The organism is Mycolicibacterium chitae (assembly GCF_900637205.1).
Taxonomy (GTDB): Bacteria; Actinomycetota; Actinomycetes; order Mycobacteriales; family Mycobacteriaceae; genus Mycobacterium; species Mycobacterium chitae.
Window position 1 is genome coordinate 116,066 of sequence record NZ_LR134355.1, and the last position, 18,831, is coordinate 134,896.

Genomic DNA, 18,831 nt, shown 5'->3' on the forward strand with positions numbered 1-18,831 from the left:
ACGCTAGGTGGTTCGGCGGGCGCGCAGGCCGTTGACGAAGGGGCAGCCCATCAGGATCCGGATGGCCTGGCTCAGGCCGGTGACGTCGTCGACGGGGCGGGTGAACGGCAGCCGCACGTCGTGATCGCCGTCGTCGCCCTCGACACGCAGGCGCACCCCGTAGCGATCCAGGCCCAGCGGGCGTACCTGACCGCCGCGTAGCGGCCGGGGCAGCTTGGCGGCCAGCCGGTCGACGATGTCGCGGTGATCGGAGTCGATGTGGCGCAGCCAGCAGGTCTCCATGGCGCAGAACGGGTCCGGGCGGGCCTCGAGCAGCGCGCCGAGGGCCACCGACTCGGCGCCGGTCGCGTCGGCGACCACCACGGAGTCGATCTCGAGGCGCAGCAGCGCGTACTCGGTGCCGACCTGCAGCAGCGCGGGATTGGGGTCCTCGGCGGCGACCACGTCGAGCGTCGCGCGCATCATCGCCTCGGGGACGCTGAACATCCGGCCGCGGATCCAGACCAGCGAGCGCACCGGTTCGCGCAGCGGCAGCGGCGCGTAGTCGGTGAGCTCGAGGACGGCCTGCACGCCGCCGGCTCCCGCCGCGACGACGTTGCCGGCCGCGACGCCGTTGATGGGGACCGCGACCGCGAAGGATCCGTCGGCGAGCAGGTGGTGCACGCCCACCGTTTCCGGCTCGGCGCCGTCGAGTGCGATCAGCGCGCTCTGGGCGCGCATGCAGGCGCTGCGAATGCGTTCCGCCGTCGTGGGGCCGGGGGTCGTCGCCAGTGTCATGTTGACCTTCCACCGTTCTGGTCGGGGTCCCGACCAGGCTCGTTCTGAGTGAGGTAAGCCTAACTTAACCAGAAACTTGATCCGGCGCGCAAGACTTTCCCGCTAGGGTCGGATTCGTGACCGCCATCGCCTACCTCGGCCCGCAGGGCACGTTCACCGAAGCGGCACTGGGCGGCATGACCGCCGCCGGGCTGGTCCCGGGACGGCCCGAGGTTCAGCCGTTGGCCCTCGACAGCACCCCGGCCGCGCTCGAGGCGGTCCGCGCCGGGACGGCGGAGTACGCCTGCGTGCCGATCGAGAACTCGATCGAGGGGTCGGTGCTGCCGACCATGGACGCGCTGGCGGCCGGTACGGCGCTGCAGATCTTCGCCGAGTACACCCTCGACGTGGCGTTCAGCATCGTCGTCGCCCCAGGGACCCGGGCCGCCGATGTCCGCACGGTGGCGGCGTTCCCGGTGGCCGCCGCGCAGGTGCGCCGCTGGCTGCGGGACAACCTGCCGCAGGCCGAGGTGATCCCGGCCATCTCGAACGCCGCGGCCGCGGCCGACGTGCGCGGCGGCGCCGCCGACGCCGGGGTCAGCACCGCGCTGGCCGCGCAGCGCTACGAGTTGGCCACGCTGGCCGACGGCGTGGTCGACGAGGCCAATGCGCGCACCCGCTTCGTGCTGGTGGGCCGGCCCGCGCCGCCGCCGACGCGCACGGGCGCCGACCGCACGTCGGTGGTGCTCAAGCTGGACAACGTCCCCGGTGCGCTGGTCAGCGCGCTGACCGAGTTCAGCATGCGCGACATCGACCTGACCCGGATCGAGTCCCGCCCGACCCGGGTGGAGCTGGGCACCTACGTGTTCTTCCTCGACTGCGTGGGCCATATCGAGGACAGCGCGGTGGCCGAGGCACTTACCGCGCTGCACCGTCGTTGTGAAGATGTGCGATATCTCGGATCATGGCCCACAGGATCGGCGGTCGGCGCGGCCCCGCCACAACTCGACGACGCGGAACGCTGGCTGAGCCGGCTGCAAAAGGGAGAACCGGCGTGAGCGGACGGCTGGTACTCGTCCGGCACGGCCAGACCTACGGCAACGTCGAAAAGCGCCTCGACACCCTCCCGCCCGGGGCCGAACTGACCCCGCTGGGCCGGGATCAGGCGCGCACGTTCGCGCGCACCGCGCCGACCCCGCCGGCGCTGCTGGGGCACTCGATCGCGGTGCGCGCCCAGCAGACCGCGGCCGAGATCGCCGGGCTGCTCGGGGTGGACCCGCTGGAGTATTCCGACATCCACGAGGTACAGGTGGGTGAGCTGGAGAACCGCAACGACGACGACGCGGTCGAGGAGTTCAACCGGATCTACCGGCGCTGGCACGAGGGCGAACTCGGCCTGCCGATGCCGGGCGGTGAGAGCGGCGCCGACGTGCTGGACCGCTACGTCCCGGTGGTCGACGACCTACGCCGGCGCTACCTCGACGACGACAGCTTCAGCGGTGACATCGTGGTCGTCAGCCACGGGGCGGCGATCCGGCTGGTCGGTGCGGTGCTCTCCGGCGTCGACTCGGTCTTCGCGCTGGAGAACCACCTGGCCAACGCCGAATCGGTGGTGCTGGCGCCGGTCACCGACGGCCGTTGGAGCTGCGTGCACTGGGGTGCCGCGGGACCGCCGCTGACCCCGCAGCCCACGGCCGCGCAGACTCAGGCCGAGGACACCGCGCGCACGCCCGACCCGATGGGCTGATCGCACTCGCAGCCCACCGCGACGCACTCGACGTCGAACGCGTGCAGCGTCAGCTCCGGGCTGGCACACCCGTCCTCGGTGCACTCGGGCCGCCCCGACCAGTGCCGGATGAGCGTGCCGTGGCAGTGCGCCATCTGAGCGGCGCAGGCTCGACAACTCGTCTCCATGCCCCGTTCCTATCACTGCGCGCCGACAATGCGGCGCCGCCGCGCCTGCTGCGGCGCAATTTCGTTCAGGCCCAGCCCAGTTCGTGCAGGCGCTCGTCGTCGATGCCGAAGTGGTGGGCGATCTCGTGGACGACGGTGATTCGCACCTCGTCGATGACCTCGGCCTCCGAGGCGCACATGTCCAGCAGCGCGCCGCGGTAGATGAAGATGGCATCCGGCAGCGCGCCGGCGTAGGTGCTGTCGCGTTCGGTCAGGGCGATGCCCTCGTACAACCCGAGCAGATCGGGCTCCTCGGGATTGCGGTCCTCGACGAGCACCACCACGTTGTCCAGTGCGGCGGCGAGCTTCGGTGGGATGCGATCCAGGGCGTCGCCCACCAACTCCTCGAAGCGCGCGTCGCTCATTTCGACCGGCATCGATCAGGCCGGCGGCGCGGGCCCGGGGGCCGGACCGGCCGGCGGGCCCTCCGGAGCCGGAGCCGGCGGGGGCGGTGGCGGTGGTGCGTCCGCCGGGGGCGGCGGCGGTGCTGCGGGCGCCTCGGGCGGCGGGTTGGGCTCGGCCTGCGGTTCGGGTTCGGGGGCCTGGGTCTGCGCCTGGGTGGCGGGCGCCTGCTGGGGCAGATGCTGGCCGCCCTGCGAGGACGACCCCGAGGAGGACCCCGAGGAGGAACCGGAGCCCGACGACGAGCCCGACGACGAGCCCGACGACTGTGACGAGCCGTAGTTCTGGCCGCCCGACGAACCCGGCATCGGGATCGGCGGGAGGTTGAGCCGCTCCTCCGGGATGTCCGGCGGCGGGACCGGCGGCTGGCCGTTGATCAGCAGCGGCCCCTTGGCGTCGTTGACCAGGGTGGCCCAGCCGCCGTTGCCCAGCGTCGCCCCGATGCTGCAGGCCACCTGGTGGCTGCCGGCCGACCAGCTGGGCAGCGAGATCGTGCTGTAGATCAGGGTCAGCGTGGTGGTGCGCAGCTGCAGCGGCGCCAGGTACTCGTCGGTCAGCCGGGTGCAGGTGTCCTTGATGAACTCGTCCTGCTCGTCCTCCGGCGGCAGCCCGTCCGGGAACCGCTCGCCGAGGTTCACCGAGCCGGTGACCTCCATGGCGTGCGGGGAGGCGCAGTCCACCGGGATGTCGGTGGGCTGGTTGCTGGTCGGGTCGATGCCCAGGCAGGTCCCGGCCGGCCACACCTTCGACTGGTCGACCTCGGCGACCTTGCCCTGGAACGCCAGCTGGCCGCCGTCGGGTCCGGGCAGTTGCAGGCCGCAGAGCATGCGGCGCTCGCCGTGCTTGCTCCACGCCTTGTCGCCCGACCACAGCATGCTGGTGGTGAAGCGGCTGTTGGGGTCGTAGCGGTGGCCCAGGTAGTGGCGCACCGCGGCCTGGCACTGCTCCTGGCTGATCTGCTGGATGCGCGCCGGCGAGGGCGGCGCGGCGTCCGGGCCGTACTCGGAGCCGGGGAAGGTCCGCATGTCCACGGACTCGGCGACCTCGAAGCGGTGTTCCTCGGTGCAGTCCACCACCGTGGCCTCGTCGGGAACGCCCTCGGGCCAGTTCAGGCAGTCGCCGGTCTTGGCGTTGTTGAACGCCTCGGTGCCGCGGGTGCCGGTGGCGGGCACCGGGTTGGTCTCGAGGTAGCTGGTGAGCCCGCCGCGGTTGCTGCCGACCGGCAGGGCCGTCACGAGGCCGGCGAACAGCAGCGCGCCCAGCGCCGTCAGTACCAGTACCCGCCGCGTCGAGCGGGCGTGCAGGGTGCGCATCCACCCGAACCGCTCGCGGCGCGGTTCGGGCTGGCCGGGCTCGGCGGCCTCGGTTTCGTCGGCAGGGTCGAGGTCGGGCGCTTCCGCATCGATCTCCTCGACGGGTTCGCCGTCGGTGGGATCGGAGGCGGATTCTTCGTCGATCGGGTCGACCGGTTTTGCCCCGTCGTCCTGCTCAGGTACTTCGGACATCAGACCCATTGTGACAGGCGCACCAGGGACTGTGACAACTGTTGCAGAAGTGAAGTTATGGGGTTGTGTCCCGGGCTCCCGCGCCGGCAAGGGCGACCTCGCGCTGCCGCCCGTCGGCGACAAAAGTAGTGTTGACGGGCGTGATCGACCTGAAGATGCTCCGGGACGACCCCGACGCCGTTCGCCGGTCGCAGCGCAGCCGCGGTGAAGACCCGGCGCTCGTCGACGCGCTGCTGTCCGCCGACACCGCCCGCCGTTCGGCCGTCTCCGCCGCGGACAACCTGCGCGCCGAGCAGAAGGCGGTCAGCAAGCAGGTCGGTGCGGCCAGTCCCGAGGACCGCCCGGCCGTGCTGGCCCGGGCCAAGGAACTCGCCGCGGAGGTCAAGGCCGTCGAGGCCGCCCAGGCCGACGCCGAGCAGGCGTTCGCCGCGGCGCATCTGGCGGTCTCCAATGTCATCATCGACGGCGTCCCGGCCGGCGGCGAGGACGACTTCGTGGTGCTCGAGACCGTCGGCGAGCCGCCGTCGATCGCCGAACCCAAGGACCACCTCGAACTCGGTGAGTCGCTGGGCCTGATCGACATGGAGCGCGGCGCCAAGGTGTCCGGCTCCCGGTTCTACTTCCTGACCGGCCGCGGGGCGCTGCTGCAGCTGGGGCTGTTGCAGCTGGCGGTGCGGGTGGCTACCGAGAACGGCTTCACCCTGATGATCCCGCCGGTGCTGGTGCGCCCCGAGATCATGGGCGGCACCGGCTTTCTGGGCTCTCACGCCGAGGAGGTCTACCGCGTCGAGTCCGACGATCTGTATCTGGTGGGGACCTCCGAGGTGCCGCTGGCCGGCTATCACGCCGACGAGATCCTGGACCTGTCCGCCGGTCCGCTGCGCTACGCCGGGTGGTCGTCGTGTTTCCGGCGGGAGGCCGGCAGTTACGGCAAGGACACCCGCGGCATCATCCGCGTGCACCAGTTCGACAAGGTGGAGGCCTTCGTCTACTGCAAGCCCGAGGACGCGGCAGACGAACATCAGCGGCTGCTGGGTTGGCAGCGAGAGATGTTGGCGCACATCGACGTTCCCTACCGGGTGATCGACGTCGCGGCCGGCGACCTGGGCTCCTCGGCGGCGCGCAAGTACGACTGCGAGGCGTGGGTGCCCACCCAGCAGGCCTACCGCGAACTGACCTCCACCTCGAACTGCACGACGTTCCAGGCGCGGCGGCTGTCCACCCGGTACCGCGACGACAACGGCAAGCCGCAGATCGCGGCGACCCTCAACGGAACCCTGGCGACCACCCGGTGGTTGGTCGCCATCTTGGAGAATCATCAGCAACCCGACGGCAGCGTTCGGGTGCCGCCGGCCCTGGTGCCCTACGTCGGTACGGAGGTACTCGAACCGTGATCAGCCTGGATTTCGACGAGATGCGCAACTGGTTCGGCTTCGGGGTGGCCGGGAACTTCGCGGGCCACCTCGAGCAGGCCGGGGAGGCCGCCGACTTCGTCAGCGTCGTCTCCGAGGGCACCGCGCCGAAGGGGATCTTCCCTTGGTACGCACCGGGCAGCGACAGCTTCCTCGGCGAGTACCCGCTGTCGTCGGACCAGATCCTGCTGCCGCCGGAAACTGACGGGCCGCTGAACCTGCAGATCGAACCCGAGGTGGGGCTGGCCTGCCGGGTGAAGTGGAACGGCGACACCGTCGCCTCGCTGGAACCGTTCGCGCTGGGCGCGTTCAACGATTGCTCGATCCGGCGCCCCGGCGCGCCGAAGATCAGCCACAAGAAGAACTGGGGTCCGGCGTCCAAAGGCGTTGCCGCCCAGTTCTTCGAGATCAGCGACCTGACCCCGGACGGCCCCACCGCCACGCTGCGGTTGGCCTGCTTCCTGCGCGGCGCCGACGGTCAGGAGCACGCCTACGGCGTGGACAGCCCGCTGCTGGGTTACTCCTACTACGGCGAGGTCCTGCTGGACTGGGTCGTCGAGCGGCTGGCCAACCAGAAGGGTTCGCCGGACACCCCGCTCGAGGACGTGGGCGCGCTGCTGGTGGCCTCCGGTCACCCCGAGCACGTGCTGATCGGTATCGGCGCCACCCGCTACACCGAACTGGGGGCCTCGACCTACCTGCAGGGCGAGGATCAGGCCGTGGTGCGGGTGTACGACACCGCCTCGGACGCGGCTTCCGAACTGCGGCAGACGGTTTCGCCGCGCTAGCGACTACCGCCCGAGCACCTCGTCGAGCTTGGCCAGGAACTCCTCGGGGTGCTTCGGGGTGAACGCGGGGCGCTGCCGCGCGCCGATGTCGAGGGTCACCAGCGTGGACTTGAACGGCCGCCCGAGGTCCAGTGGCAGCCAGCGGCGCAGGTCCAGATCCGAACTGCCCCAGATCCGGAACCGCTGGGTGAGATAACCCAGCGGCTCGGCGGTGTAGCCGCGGATCGAGTCGACGGGGATCACCTTCGAGGTGCCCGACGGGAAGTGGTAGCGGCGCAACGTGATCGCGTGCCGATCCAGCTGGACCATGCCGTCGTCGTAGTACTGCCGCGGTGGGGCGCTCACAGCTTGGCGGTCCGCAGTTGATGGCCCTTGGAGGTCAGGCAGCGGCCGTTGGTGAGGTTCCACTGCCAGCCGTGCAGGTTGCAGGTCAGCGTGTCACCCTCGACCACTCCGAACTTCGACAGGTCGGCCTTCAGGTGCGGGCAGCGGCGCTGGATCTCCCAGCCGTCCAGGACGATCGAGGCCGAGTCGTCGTGCGCCTCGGCGAACCAGCCGTCGGCGTAGGCGATGCGCTCGTCGGTCAGGCACTTGAAGAACGTGTAGAGGTACTCGTTGTAGCCGCCCACCCGCCAGGCCTTGAAGCGGGTGGACAAGAAGATCGTGTTGACCCAGTCCGGCTCCCGGTCGCGGACCACGGTGCGCACCAACTCGGTGCCGATCTCGAACCCGTAGCGGAACTTCTCGTCCGCAATGGGTTCGCGCACAGTGCGTTTCGGGAAGTCCAGGACCACGGTCTCGTTGTGGTCGCCCGAGGTCAGCCGCAGCTCGACGGGGTAGCCGATGCCGTCGCAGATCTGGTCGGTCTGCAACATGATGGGCTCGAACAGGTTGCGCAGCGGCTCCAGCAGGGGCTCGCCGGCGGCCGGGGCCCAGCGCGCCTTCTCGGCGGCCAGCACGGGCGCCATCCGCTGCGCGTAGGCCTCGATGTAGTCGGCCTTGCCCGTGGTGAAGATGGCCTGGACCTGATCCTCGGGCAGCGGCTGGGTCAGCGAATTCAGTTGTGAGCCGGTGAAGTCGGCCACCGTGCCCGGCACCATCAGCAGCCCGCCGTCGTGGCCGTTGCGGCGCATCTGGTCGAGGAAGACCACCTGGTCGGGGAAGATGTTGGCCGGGTCGTCGTGGTCGTCGTTGAGGTCGCGCAGGGCGGGGTCGAGGAAGCACGGCGGGCCGGCCGACGGGATCACCCACGTCGCACCCACCTGGGCGATGTACTGGCGGCAGCGGTCCATCTGGCGTTGCCGCTTCTGGCTGCCGAACGCTTCCTTCGCGCGGGCCGGCATGTCGTAGACCATCGGGTACCAGATGGCGCCCGAGTACTGCAGCATGTGCACGTCGACGTGGCCGAACTCGGCCGCCACCATGTCCAGGTCGATGGGGCGGGCGTCGTTCATGTTGAACACCGTGGTGGTGCCGTCGGAGACCACCAGGCCCGAGTCGCCGATGGGCCCGTCGGCGGGGGCGCGCAGCGCGATGATCATGATGTCGAGGTCGCCCTTGGGCCCGCTCAGCGTGTGCTTGGTCGAGTCGGTGGTCTCGACGAAGCGGTGGAAGCCCAGCTTCTCCAGCTCGCGCTTGAGGTCGGGCACCGGGAAGTCCGGCAGCAGCACCACGGCGTCCTTGTTGACGTGCGCGCGCAGGTTCTCCGGGTCGAAGTGGTCCTTGTGCAGGTGCGACACGTAGAGGTAGTCGCAGTCGCCGAGCGCGTCCCAGTCCAGCTCGCTGTTGTCGGGGAAGACGAACCACGAACCGAAGTACGCCGGGTTGACCCACGGGTCGCACAGGATGCTCCCGGCTGTGGTGTCGATCCGGAAGCCGGCGTGACCGACGCTGGTGACCTGCACTGATACTCTCCGAACACGATTCTGGCCGGGCTGCGGCCGAGCCTTTTGCAGTCCCGAGCTTAGTCGCCGTCGGGCGCCGCGGCGCCCGACAGTCGCACGCGGCCCCGGGTCCGATGGGCCCCGTCGGCGGTGCCAATATGCTCTGGCGCACCCCCGGCTAGGCTGGTTGGCTGTGGAACCCGTATACGGCACCGTCATCCAGCTTGCGCGTGCGGCCTGGCGAGTCCAGGGCCTCACGTTCACGGTGACGGGGGTGGAGAACCTGCCCAGGACCGGCGGCGCCGTCGTGGCGATCAATCACACCAGCTACTTCGACTTCACCTTCGCCGGCCTGCCCGCCTACAAGCAGGGCCTGGGCCGCAAGGTGCGGTTCATGGCCAAGCAGGAGGTGTTCGACCACAAGGTGGGCGGCTTCCTGATGCGCAAGCTGCGGCACATCCCGGTGGACCGGGAGGCCGGCGCGGATTCGTTCGCCGAAGCCTGCCGGCAACTCGAGCGCGGCGAGCTGGTCGGGGTGTACCCGGAGGCCACCATCAGCCGCAGCTTCGAGATCAAGGAGTTCAAGTCGGGCGCGGCGCGGATGGCGATCGCGGCCGGCGTGCCGATCGTCCCGCACATCGTGTGGGGCGCCCAGCGGGTGTGGACCAAGGGGCATCCCAAGAATCTGTGGCGGCCCAAGGTGCCGATCTCCGTGGCGGTGGGCGAGCCGATCGCCCCGACGCTGCCGGCCGCCGAGCTGACCGCGCTGCTGCACAGCCGCATGCAGCACCTGCTCGAGCAGGTCCAGGACGCCTACGGGCCCTACCCGCCGGGCGAATACTGGGTGCCCAAGCGCCTCGGCGGCAGTGCCCCGTCGCTGGCGGAGGCCTCCCGGATGGACGCGGAGGAGGCTGCGGAGCGGGCTGCGCGACGGGCGCAGGCCTCGGAGTAGGGCATGGAGCCGGTCTTCCGCAGCCTGGAGATCGCGGCCGGGATCGCGCGGCGCGTCACCGGAACCAGGATCACCTTCCACGGGTTGGAAAACCTCCCGCGGCGCGGTGGTGCGGTCGTCGCCATCAACCACACCGGCTACATCGACTTCCTGCCCGCGGCGCTGGCGGCGACCGAGCGCAAGCGGCGGCTGCGGTTCATGATCAAGGCCGAGATGACGCAGGTGCGCGTGGTCAACTTCCTGATCACGCACTCCAAGACCATCCCGGTGGACCGCAGCGCGGGTGCCGGGGCCTACGCCGAGGCGGTGCAGCGGCTGCGCGAGGGCGAACTGGTCGCCGTGTACCCGGAGGCCACCATCAGCCGCTCCTTCGAACTCAAGGAGTTCAAGTCGGGCGCGGCGCGGATGGCGCTCGAGGCGCAGGTGCCGCTCATCCCGTTGATCGTCTGGGGCGCGCACCGGATGTGGACCAAGGACCACCCGAGGCGCCTGAGCCGCAGGAAGATCCCGATCACCGTGGAGGTGGGCGAGCCGCTCGACCCGGTCGGCACCACCGCAGAACTGGAGGCCGCGTTGCGCGCCTCGATGACGACGATCCTGCACCGGGTGCAGGAGAACTATCCGCATCCGGCCGGCGCCTACTGGGTGCCCCGGCGACTCGGCGGTGGCGCCCCCACCCCGGCCGAGGCCAAACAGCTCGACGAGGCCGAACTGGCCGAGCGGGCCCGAAAGCGAAGTGACCAACGATGACCCCGCCCGCACTGATCGCCACCGACGTGGATGGCACCCTGCTCGACGAGTACGAACAGGTGACCCCGCGCACCAAGGATGCGGTGAACGCCGCGGTGGACTCGGGCACCCGCTTCATCCTGGCCACCGGCCGGCCGCCGCGCTGGGTGGCCCCGGTGGTCGACGCGCTCGGATTCGCGCCACTGGCGGTGTGCGCCAACGGCTCTGTGCTCTACGACCCGTCGACGGACCGGATCCTGTCGGTGCGCACGCTGTCGATCGACGCGCTGGTCCGCCTCGCCGACCTCGCGCACCGGGTGCTGCCGGGGGCGGGCCTGGCCGTCGAGCGGGTGGGGGAGAGCGCCCACGACGCGGCGACGCCGCAGTTCGTCAGTTCGCCGGGCTACGAGCACGCCTGGCTCAATCCGGACAACACCGAGGTGTCGCTGACCGACCTGCTCTCGGCCCCGGCGATCAAGCTGCTGATCCGCCAGGTCGGGGCCACGAGCTCCGACATGGCCGCCGAGTTGGTGAAACACATTGGCAGCGAGGCGGATATCACCTACAGCACCAACAACGGTCTGATCGAGGTGATGCCGTCCGGCGTCAGCAAGGCGACCGGGATCGCCGAGTTCGCCGATCCGTTGGGCATCACCGCCGACGAGACCATCACCTTCGGCGACATGCCCAACGACGTGGCGATGCTGGCCTGGGCCGGGCACGGGGTGGCGATGGGCAACGCGCATCCGGCGGCCATCGCCGCGGCCAACGAGGTGACGACGCCGAACACCGACGACGGCCTGGCCCGGGTCCTCGAGCGCTGGTGGCCCTGACCCCTAGTTGGTGATCTTGAGCTGGATCGGGGTGAACCGCTCGAGCTGGACCGGCGGGCCGTCCGGCGGGGGCGGCGGGAGCCGCTGGGCGACCCCGTCGACCACGCGGGTGACCAGGCCGGTCTCGCGGTCGTAGTTCAGGGTGCCGCGCTGGAAGTTCTGCACGATCCATTGCGGCTCGTGGATCTCGGCGCTGGTCGGCAGGCCCAGCAGGCCGCGCTCGTAGCCCAGGGACGCCCAGGCCGCGTAGATGGCGCCGGTCACCGGTTCGGCCCCGCTCTCGCTGGACCAGTACATGGCCCCGTGCTCGAAGGTGGCATACCGCGCACCCCGGTCGGCGAAGGCCTCCGGTGAGGTGGGCGCCCCGAGCGCCGAGGCGTCCCCGCCCATCGACTCCCACTTGGCGAAGATCGCGCCGCCGCGCAGCCGGTCCTCGAGCGTCAGCGGGGGCGGGGGTTGGTTGAACCGCGCTGCCAGATCGCGGATCTCGTCGAGCGCGGCGTAGGCGGCGTCCCCCGGGCAGTCGGTGTTCCCGACGTCGCGGTGGGTGAAGATGGTCGGCAGCGTGGGCATGGAGCCGCGGGCGAAGTGCGTGAACTGCCCACCGGCCGAAGGCATCACGACGGTGCCGCGCGGGTCGACGTGGTCGAGACCCAGCCGCCAGCCGAGTAGCCGGCCCATGGTGCCCAGCAGGATGTCCGGCGGCCGGAACTCGTCGAAGTTGCCGAGCATCGCCACGCCGAACGTGTTGTGGTTGAAGCCGCCGGAATGCGAGCCCTCGACCGGGCGGTCGGTGCCGCCGGCGCGGCCCTCGAAGACCTGGCCGTACTTGTCGACCAGGGCGTTGTAGCCGATGTCGCACCAGCCCAGCGTCTGGGTGTGATACGCGTAGATGGCGCGGATGATCGCCGCCGAATCCTCGGGGGCGTAGTCGTTGTTGCCGGCGGTGTGGTGCACCACCCCGGCCCGCACCGAGTCGCCGTAGACCGGCGGGCCGCAGCGGCCGGTCGGGCCCGCGCCCCACTGCGCGCGGCTGATGATGGCCGGCGGCTGCCCCGGCGGCAGCGCCGCGGTGGGCGGTGTCCACTGGACGTCGACCGGGGCCTGCGGCGGGCTGATGAGCACCGCGGAAAGATGCTGTCCCAGCGGCTGTTCGACGGAGGCGGGCCGGTAGCCGAGTTCCTGGTCGGCGGCGTCGTCGCGGGGGGTCTCGGCGGTCGTCGTGGGCGCGCCGGCGGGCCGGTCGACCGCGATCTGCACGCTGGTGGTGTTGCCGACGAAGACGGGGTCGGTGCCCCGCGGCGCGCTGTCGGCGCTGTCGTCGGCGGCCGACCGCAGCGGCTCGGCCTCGTACCAGGGGCCCCAGCTGCCGTCGCCGCGCTTGGCCCGGATGCGCGCGGAGGTGTCGGTGAGGTCGTCACCGGTCAGCGCCACCATGGAGAACGGGGTCGGCTGCGAGATCTCGCGCACCGTGGTGCCGCCGCCGAGTCCGTCGAGCGGCTGTTCGACCAGGCGGGTGTCCTCGGCGCTGGGCGCTTCGTCGCGCGGCTGGGACCCGTCGAGGGCCCACGGCAGGATCACCACGGTCGCCGCGATCGCGGTGAGCAGCAGAGCCGGCGGTGGCCGGCGGCCGGAACGGCGGGGCACGGTCCGATGTTACGTATGTGTCGTGTGTTACTCGTGTTTCGACACGGTACGAAAGTGAATTAAGTGACTAGGTGATCCCGCACGTGCAACGGCACCGCAGGGAGTTCGGGCTCGATAGGGGTCGAGTGCGAGCCCACCCTGCGGTGCCGTTTGGTTACAGGACTTTTTGTTACCGGACGGTGGCGTCGGTCACCCCGCCGCGGCGGTTGCGGCCTCGGCCGCACCGGCGGCGGCTCCGGCGGCGGCCTCGGCGGCCGGGGCGGCGGCGCCCTGGGCGGCCGGTGCCGCGGACTGCACCGCGCTCATGATCGACGGCATCACGACACCCTTGAGCAGGTCGATCGCCTGACCGGCGCCGAGTTGGTTGGCGGCGCTGCTCAGGTCGCTGATCAGCCCGCCGCCCCCGGTCGAGGCCGGCATCGTCGCCAGCGAGGGGTCACCCAGGATCGGGTAGGTGCCCGCCATCGGATCGAGCCCGATCGGCGCGCTGATCGGCACCTCATTGGGCAGACCCAGGCCCGGCGCGGCACCCGGCACCGGGGCCAGCGGATCCGGCGAGGTCAGCGCCGGGTTCAGGCCCGTGTCGGTCAGCCCGGGGGTCAGGCCCGCGGGGCTGGTCAGCTCCGGGGTCAGGGCCGGGTTGGCCAGCGCCGGATCGTCGAGCGAGGGCGTCGTCAGCCCGGGGGTCGCCGGCGTGGTCAGACCCGGCGTGGTCAGACCGGGAGAGGTCAGACCGGGCGTGGTGAGACCCGGAGAGGTCAGACCGGGGGTGGTCAGACCGGGCGTGGTGAGACCCGGGGTACCCAGGCCGGGGCTGGTCAGCGCCGGATTGGTCAGCCCGGTGGCGGGCATGGCGCCCGCGGGGCTCAGGCCGGTCGGCATGGGCGGCAGGTTGATCCCGAACTGCGAGAGGCCCTGCTGCAGGGCGGACATCAGCTCGTTCGGCAGGTCGGTCACGACGGCCGCCTGCTCGAAGTCGCGCTCCTGCGGGACCGGCGAGAGCTCGGAAAGGGCAATCACGGCAAATGGACTCGCAACGGCCAGGGCGGCGACCGCGCTCATGGCTGTCGAGAGCTTGCGTCGACGTCGGTTTGGCACGGAAGTCTCCTCAATCTGGACTACGTGTGTGCATCTGGAACTACTGGATCGACGGTACAGCTGTGACAGCTGTGACTAGAGTGACGATGCGGAATCGTGAGCGAATCGCGACATGGCGGAGTTGTCGGCGTCGCTCGGGGCAATTTGGCACTGTCCGATACCCTTGCCTCCGATGACCTCTCCGCACCCTGGTCGCTATGACCTCTTTGTCGTCGGATCCGGCTTTTTCGGGCTGACGATCGCTGAGCGCGTGGCCACGCAGCTGGGTAAACGGGTACTCGTCGTCGAGCGGCGCCCCCATATAGGTGGAAACGCGTACTCCGAGGCCGAGCCGGAAACCGGCATCGAGGTCCACAAGTACGGCGCGCACCTGTTCCACACCTCCAACCAGCGGGTGTGGGAGTACGTGCGGCAGTTCACCGACTTCACCGACTACCAGCACCGCGTCTTCGCGATGCACGACGGGCAGGCCTATCAGTTCCCCATGGGGCTGGGCCTGGTGTCGCAGTTCTTCGGCCGCTACTTCAGCCCCGACGAGGCCCGCGCGCTGATCGCCGAGCAGGCCGCCGAGATCGCCACCGCCGACGCCCAGAACCTGGAAGAAAAGGCCATCTCGCTGATCGGCCGGCCGCTGTACGAGGCGTTCGTCAAGCACTACACCGCCAAGCAGTGGCAGACCGACCCCAAGGAACTGCCCGCGGCCAACATCACCCGGCTGCCGGTCCGCTACACGTTCAACAACCGCTACTTCAATGACACCTACGAGGGCCTGCCCGTCGACGGCTACACCGCCTGGCTGGAGAACATGGCCGCCGACGAGCGCATCGAGGTGCGGCTGGACACCGACTGGTTCGACGTCCGCGAGCAACTGCGCGCCGAGAACCCCGAGGCCCCGGTGGTCTACACCGGACCGCTGGACCGCTACTTCGACTACGCCGAGGGCCGGCTGGGCTGGCGCACGCTGGACTTCGAGCTCGAGGTGGTGCCGACCGGCGATTTCCAGGGCACCTCGGTGATGAACTACAACGACGCGGACGTGCCCTACACCCGCATCCACGAGTTCCGGCACTTCCATCCGGAGCGGTCCTACCCGACCGACAAGACCGTGATCATGCGCGAGTACTCCCGCTTCGCCGACGCCGACGACGAGCCGTACTACCCGATCAACACCGACGCCGACCGGGCGTTGCTGACGGCGTATCGCAATCGCGCCAAGGCCGAGACCGCGGCAGCAAAGGTGCTGTTCGGTGGCCGCCTGGGTACCTACCAGTACCTCGACATGCACATGGCCATCGCCAGTGCGCTCAACATGTACGACAACGTCCTGGCGCCGCACCTGGTCGACGGCGCCGCACTGACAGACGAAAGCAGTACCGCATGAGTGACATCCCCTCCGGCCCGCTCGACGCAGCGGAGTCCCGGGCGGTGAGCCTGCTGTCCCGGATCATCCTGCCGCGCCCCGGCGAACCGCTGGACGTGCGCAAGCTCTACATCGAGGAATCCGCCACCAACGCCCGCCGCGCGCACGCCCCGACCCGCACCTCGCTGGAGATCGGCCGCGACTCCGAGGTGTCCTTCGCGACCTACTTCAACGCGTTCCCGGCCAGCTACTGGCGACGGTGGTCGACCCTGGAGTCGGTGGTGCTGCGCGTCGAGTTGACCGGCTCGGGCCGCGTCGACGTCTACCGCACCAAGGCCACCGGCGCCCGCATCACCGTCGGCGGCGCCCCGGTGTCTAGCCCGGACCCGTCGACCCCCGCTGGGTCCGATGTCGGCGGGCCTCGTGCTCGCGGAACTACACCGCTCGCCGAACCCGCCTGGACCGAGTTCGAGATCGGCCTGGATCCCTTCGAGGACGGCGGCTGGATTTGGTTCGACATCACCACCGATTCCGATGTCACCGTGCACAGCGCGGGCTGGTACGCCCCGGTGCCCGCCCCGGGCCGGGCCAACATCGCCGTGGGCATCCCGACCTTCAACCGCCCCTCGGACTGCGTCAACGCCCTGGCCGCGCTGACCTCGGATCCGTTGGTGGACAATGTGATCGGTGCGGTGATCGTCTCCGATCAGGGCAACAAGAAGGCCGTCGACCATCCGGACTTCGCGGCCGCCGCGGCCCCGCTGAATGATCGCCTGACCATCCACAACCAGCCGAATCTCGGCGGGTCGGGCGGCTACAGCCGGGTGATGTACGAGGCGCTGAAGAACACCGACTGCGAACAGATCCTGTTCATGGACGACGACATCCGCATCGAGCCGGACTCGATCCTGCGGGCGCTGGCGCTGAACCGATTCGCCAAGTCGCCGACCATCGTCGGCGGGCAGATGCTCAATCTGCAGGAGCCCTCGCACCTGCACGTGATGGGCGAGGTGGTCGACCGCTCCAACTTCATGTGGACGAATGCGCCCTACACCGATTACGACCACGACTTCGCGAAGTTCCCGCTGGCCGACGAGGAAGAGCGCAGCAAGCTGCTGCACCGGCGCATCGACGTCGACTACAACGGCTGGTGGATGTGCATGATCCCGCGGGCCGTCGCCGAGGAACTCGGTCAGCCGCTGCCGCTGTTCATCAAGTGGGACGACGCCGAATACGGTTTGCGCGCAGCCGAACACGGCTACGGCACCGTCACCATGCCGGGCACCGCGATCTGGCACATGGCGTGGAGCGACAAGGACGACGCCATCGACTGGCAGGCCTACTTCCACCTGCGCAACCGGCTGGTGGTCTCGGCGCTGCACTGGGACGGCGACGTCAAGGGGCTGCTGAAGAGCTCGCTGAAGGCGACCGCGAAACACCTGCTGTGCCTGGAGTATTCGACGGTCGCCATCCAGAACCAGGCCATCGAGGACTTCCTGGCCGGACCGGAGCGCATCTTCTCCATCCTCGAGTCGGCGCTGCCGGACGTGCACCGGATGCGCAAGCAGTTCCCCGACGCCGTCCCACTGCCGGGCGCCACCTCGCTGCCCAGCCCGTCGGGCCGCCGATCGGTCAACCGGCCGCCGGTGTCGTTGCCCGCCATCGGTCTGACGTTGGCGCGCGGCGTCATTCACCAGCTGAAGAAGGAAAACCCGGAGCATCACGTGCGCCCCGAGTTGAACGTGGCCACCCAGGATGCGCGCTGGTTCCTGCTGTGCCGGGTCGACGGGGTCACGGTCACCACGGCCGACGGTCGCGGCGTGGTCTACCGGCAGCGCGACCGGGACAAGATGTTCGGCCTGCTGCGGGCCTCGCTGCGTCAGCACATCCGACTGGCCCGCAAGTACAACACCATGCGTCGGGTCTACCGGGCGGCACTGCCGACGTTGACCAGCAAGCAGAAGTGGGAGTCGGTACTGCTGGAACCCAGCCCGGAAACCAGCAATGCCTGAACCGCAGTGGCGCGCGGCCACGCCCGCCGACGCGCCCCCGCCCACCCGCGAGGAGATCGCGCTCATCGCGGTGCAGGGCGCGCTGGCGGGTAGGCCCGGCGTACTGCGCATCGCGCGGGCCATGTCGCACTTCGGCGAGCACAGCCTGGGCTGGGTGGCCGTCGCGGCCGCGGGCGCGCTGGCCAACCCGCGCCGCCGTCGGGAGTGGGTCACCGCCGGTGCGGGCGCATTCCTCGCGCACGCCGCCGCCGTCGTCATCAAACGGGTGGTCCGCCGCACCCGGCCGTCGCATCCGGGCATCGCCGTGAACGTGGGCACGCCGAGTCGGCTCAGCTTCCCGTCGGCGCACGCCACCTCCACCACCGCCGCGGCCGTGCTGCTCGGCCGGGTCACCGGCGCGCCGCTGCCCGCGCTGCTGGTGCCGCCGATGGCGTTGTCGCGCATGGTGCTCGGCGTGCACTACCCCTCCGACGTCGCCACCGGGATCGTGGTCGGCGCGCTCGTGGCCAAGGGCACCGAGGCTGTTTCGGTCCGGTTGGACCGCCGTCACAGAGGAGATCGATGACTGAGACGCCCGCGGTCGCCGGCCCACCGAAATCCCTGCCCGCCGGCGTCGTCAAGGCGCTGCGGCCGCGGCAGTGGGTGAAGAACCTGCTGGTGCTCGCCGCACCGCTGGCCGCGCTCGGCGGCGAGGTCGAGTACGACTACAGCTTCGTGCTGACCCGGGTGGCCATCGCGTTCGCGGTGTTCAGCATGGCGGCGTCGTGCATCTACCTGGTCAACGACGCCCGCGATGTCGAGGCCGACCGCCAGCATCCCACCAAGCGCTTCCGCCCGATCGCCGCCGGGGTGGTCCCGGAGGGGCTGGCCTACGGGCTGGCCGCGGTCCTCGGGGTGGCCGCGCTGGCCATCTCCTGGTTCGTCGAGCCCAACCTGGCCGTGGTCATCGGCGCCTACCTGGCCATCCAGCTGGCGTACTGCTTCGGCCTCAAACACCTGGCCGTGATCGACATCTGCATCGTGTCGTCGGCCTATCTGATCCGCGCGATCGCCGGCGCCGCGGCCGCGCAAATCCCACTGTCGCAATGGTTCCTGTTGGTGATGGCCTTCGGTTCGCTGTTCATGGCGGCCGGCAAGCGCTACGCCGAACTGCAGCTGGCCGAGCGCACCGGGGCCAAGATCCGCAAGTCCCTGGAGAGCTACACCAGCAGCTACCTGCGCTTCGTGTGGACGCTGGCGGGCACCGCGGTGGTGCTCTGCTACGGGCTGTGGGCCTTCGAGCGCGACGGCAACGAGGGCTCGTGGTTCGCGGTGTCGATGATCCCGTTCACCATCGCGATCCTGCGCTACGCCGTCGACATCGACGGCGGCATCGCCGGTGAGCCCGAGGACATCGCACTGCGGGACCGGGTGCTGCAGTTCCTTGCGGTGGCGTGGATCGGAACAGTCGGTGCCGCGGTCATCTTCGGCTGACGCCACCCCGACCCTGCGCCGGGCGCCG

At 70.2% G+C, this 18,831-nt stretch carries 19 protein-coding genes; 11 read left to right on the top strand and 8 right to left on the bottom strand.

Translation table 11 applies throughout. The features are described 5' to 3' along the window. Window positions 1-3 precede the first annotated feature (3 nt). A complete protein-coding gene (locus tag EL338_RS00560; RefSeq protein WP_126331971.1) occupies window positions 4-777 on the bottom strand; it encodes a DUF2470 domain-containing protein in 774 nt (257 codons plus the stop codon). 116 nt (window positions 778-893) lie between these two features. Here EL338_RS00560 and pheA point away from each other — a divergent pair, with 116 nt between their 5' ends. Further along, window positions 894-1,814 carry a prephenate dehydratase gene (gene pheA / locus EL338_RS00565; RefSeq protein ID WP_126331972.1) on the top strand — a complete coding sequence of 307 codons (921 nt, stop codon included), beginning with the start codon at window positions 894-896 and terminating at the stop codon, window positions 1,812-1,814. Next, on the top strand, window positions 1,811-2,503 hold the full coding sequence (locus tag EL338_RS00570) for a histidine phosphatase family protein (protein WP_126331973.1): 693 nt from the start codon (window positions 1,811-1,813) through the stop codon (window positions 2,501-2,503). Before pheA ends, EL338_RS00570 begins: the two co-directional genes overlap by 4 nt. On the opposite strand, the gene EL338_RS00575 is transcribed toward EL338_RS00570, so the two are convergent. The 3 genes from EL338_RS00575 to EL338_RS00585 form a co-directional block, all read right to left on the bottom strand. Then, window positions 2,461-2,670, bottom strand: a complete 210-nt coding sequence (locus EL338_RS00575; RefSeq protein WP_126331974.1) for a hypothetical protein — start codon at window positions 2,668-2,670, stop codon at window positions 2,461-2,463. The genes EL338_RS00570 and EL338_RS00575 overlap by 43 nt on opposite strands. Window positions 2,671-2,735: 65 nt before the next feature. After that, complete coding sequence (locus tag EL338_RS00580; RefSeq protein ID WP_126331975.1) at window positions 2,736-3,086, bottom strand: metallopeptidase family protein; 351 nt, start codon at window positions 3,084-3,086, stop codon at window positions 2,736-2,738. Between the two features lie 3 nt (window positions 3,087-3,089). Further along, window positions 3,090-4,424: a septum formation family protein gene (locus tag EL338_RS00585; RefSeq protein WP_235666580.1), complete on the bottom strand. Its 1,335-nt coding sequence runs from the start codon at window positions 4,422-4,424 to the stop codon at window positions 3,090-3,092. A gap of 332 nt (window positions 4,425-4,756) precedes the next feature. Here EL338_RS00585 and serS point away from each other — a divergent pair, with 332 nt between their 5' ends. Together serS and EL338_RS00595 are read left to right on the top strand one after the other, a co-directional pair. Continuing rightward, window positions 4,757-6,010 (top strand): serine--tRNA ligase, encoded by a 1,254-nt coding sequence (gene serS, locus EL338_RS00590; RefSeq protein WP_126331977.1) that lies wholly within the window; start codon window positions 4,757-4,759, stop codon window positions 6,008-6,010. A gap of 20 nt (window positions 6,011-6,030) precedes the next feature. Further along, on the top strand, window positions 6,031-6,816 hold the full coding sequence (locus EL338_RS00595; RefSeq protein WP_276006144.1) for a DUF5718 family protein: 786 nt from the start codon (window positions 6,031-6,033) through the stop codon (window positions 6,814-6,816). A gap of 3 nt (window positions 6,817-6,819) precedes the next feature. On the opposite strand, the gene EL338_RS00600 is transcribed toward EL338_RS00595, so the two are convergent. Continuing rightward, window positions 6,820-7,125, bottom strand: coding sequence for a hypothetical protein (locus EL338_RS00600; protein WP_126336592.1), 306 nt, complete (start codon window positions 7,123-7,125; stop codon window positions 6,820-6,822). Between the two features lie 32 nt (window positions 7,126-7,157). Further along, a complete protein-coding gene (locus EL338_RS00605) occupies window positions 7,158-8,720 on the bottom strand; it encodes a Rieske 2Fe-2S domain-containing protein (RefSeq protein ID WP_126331979.1) in 1,563 nt (520 codons plus the stop codon). Between the two features lie 172 nt (window positions 8,721-8,892). Between EL338_RS00605 and EL338_RS00610 the strand changes: the two genes are divergently transcribed. Genes EL338_RS00610 through EL338_RS00620 form a run of 3 tightly spaced genes read left to right on the top strand, consistent with a single transcriptional unit; the run spans window position 8,893 to window position 11,213 of the window. After that, the gene (locus tag EL338_RS00610) at window positions 8,893-9,651 is read left to right on the top strand and encodes a lysophospholipid acyltransferase family protein (protein ID WP_126331980.1); all 759 of its coding nucleotides are present in this window, start codon (window positions 8,893-8,895) and stop codon (window positions 9,649-9,651) included. A gap of 3 nt (window positions 9,652-9,654) precedes the next feature. Then, window positions 9,655-10,401 carry a lysophospholipid acyltransferase family protein gene (locus tag EL338_RS00615; RefSeq protein WP_126331981.1) on the top strand — a complete coding sequence of 249 codons (747 nt, stop codon included), beginning with the start codon at window positions 9,655-9,657 and terminating at the stop codon, window positions 10,399-10,401. Beyond that, complete coding sequence (locus tag EL338_RS00620) at window positions 10,398-11,213, top strand: HAD family hydrolase (RefSeq protein ID WP_126331982.1); 816 nt, start codon at window positions 10,398-10,400, stop codon at window positions 11,211-11,213. Before EL338_RS00615 ends, EL338_RS00620 begins: the two co-directional genes overlap by 4 nt. 3 nt (window positions 11,214-11,216) lie before the next feature. Here the strand turns inward: EL338_RS00620 and EL338_RS00625 are convergent, their stop codons facing one another. Then, entirely contained in the window at window positions 11,217-12,860 is a 1,644-nt protein-coding gene (locus tag EL338_RS00625; protein WP_179967144.1) for an N-acetylmuramoyl-L-alanine amidase, read from the bottom strand. A 189-nt stretch (window positions 12,861-13,049) separates the two neighbouring features. Next, window positions 13,050-13,958 carry a hypothetical protein gene (locus tag EL338_RS00630; RefSeq protein WP_126331983.1) on the bottom strand — a complete coding sequence of 303 codons (909 nt, stop codon included), beginning with the start codon at window positions 13,956-13,958 and terminating at the stop codon, window positions 13,050-13,052. Between the two features lie 172 nt (window positions 13,959-14,130). Between EL338_RS00630 and glf the strand changes: the two genes are divergently transcribed. The 4 genes from glf to EL338_RS00650 are packed head-to-tail and all read left to right on the top strand — an operon-like array spanning window position 14,131 to window position 18,803. Continuing rightward, the gene (glf, locus tag EL338_RS00635) at window positions 14,131-15,339 is read left to right on the top strand and encodes a UDP-galactopyranose mutase (protein WP_126331984.1); all 1,209 of its coding nucleotides are present in this window, start codon (window positions 14,131-14,133) and stop codon (window positions 15,337-15,339) included. Beyond that, window positions 15,336-17,330 (top strand): glycosyltransferase, encoded by a 1,995-nt coding sequence (locus EL338_RS00640; protein WP_126331985.1) that lies wholly within the window; start codon window positions 15,336-15,338, stop codon window positions 17,328-17,330. Before glf ends, EL338_RS00640 begins: the two co-directional genes overlap by 4 nt. After that, window positions 17,323-17,895: a phosphatase PAP2 family protein gene (locus EL338_RS00645; RefSeq protein ID WP_126331986.1), complete on the top strand. Its 573-nt coding sequence runs from the start codon at window positions 17,323-17,325 to the stop codon at window positions 17,893-17,895. The genes EL338_RS00640 and EL338_RS00645 overlap by 8 nt, the downstream gene beginning before the upstream one ends. Beyond that, window positions 17,892-18,803: a decaprenyl-phosphate phosphoribosyltransferase gene (locus tag EL338_RS00650; RefSeq protein WP_126331987.1), complete on the top strand. Its 912-nt coding sequence runs from the start codon at window positions 17,892-17,894 to the stop codon at window positions 18,801-18,803. Before EL338_RS00645 ends, EL338_RS00650 begins: the two co-directional genes overlap by 4 nt. Window positions 18,804-18,831: the final 28 nt, after the last annotated feature.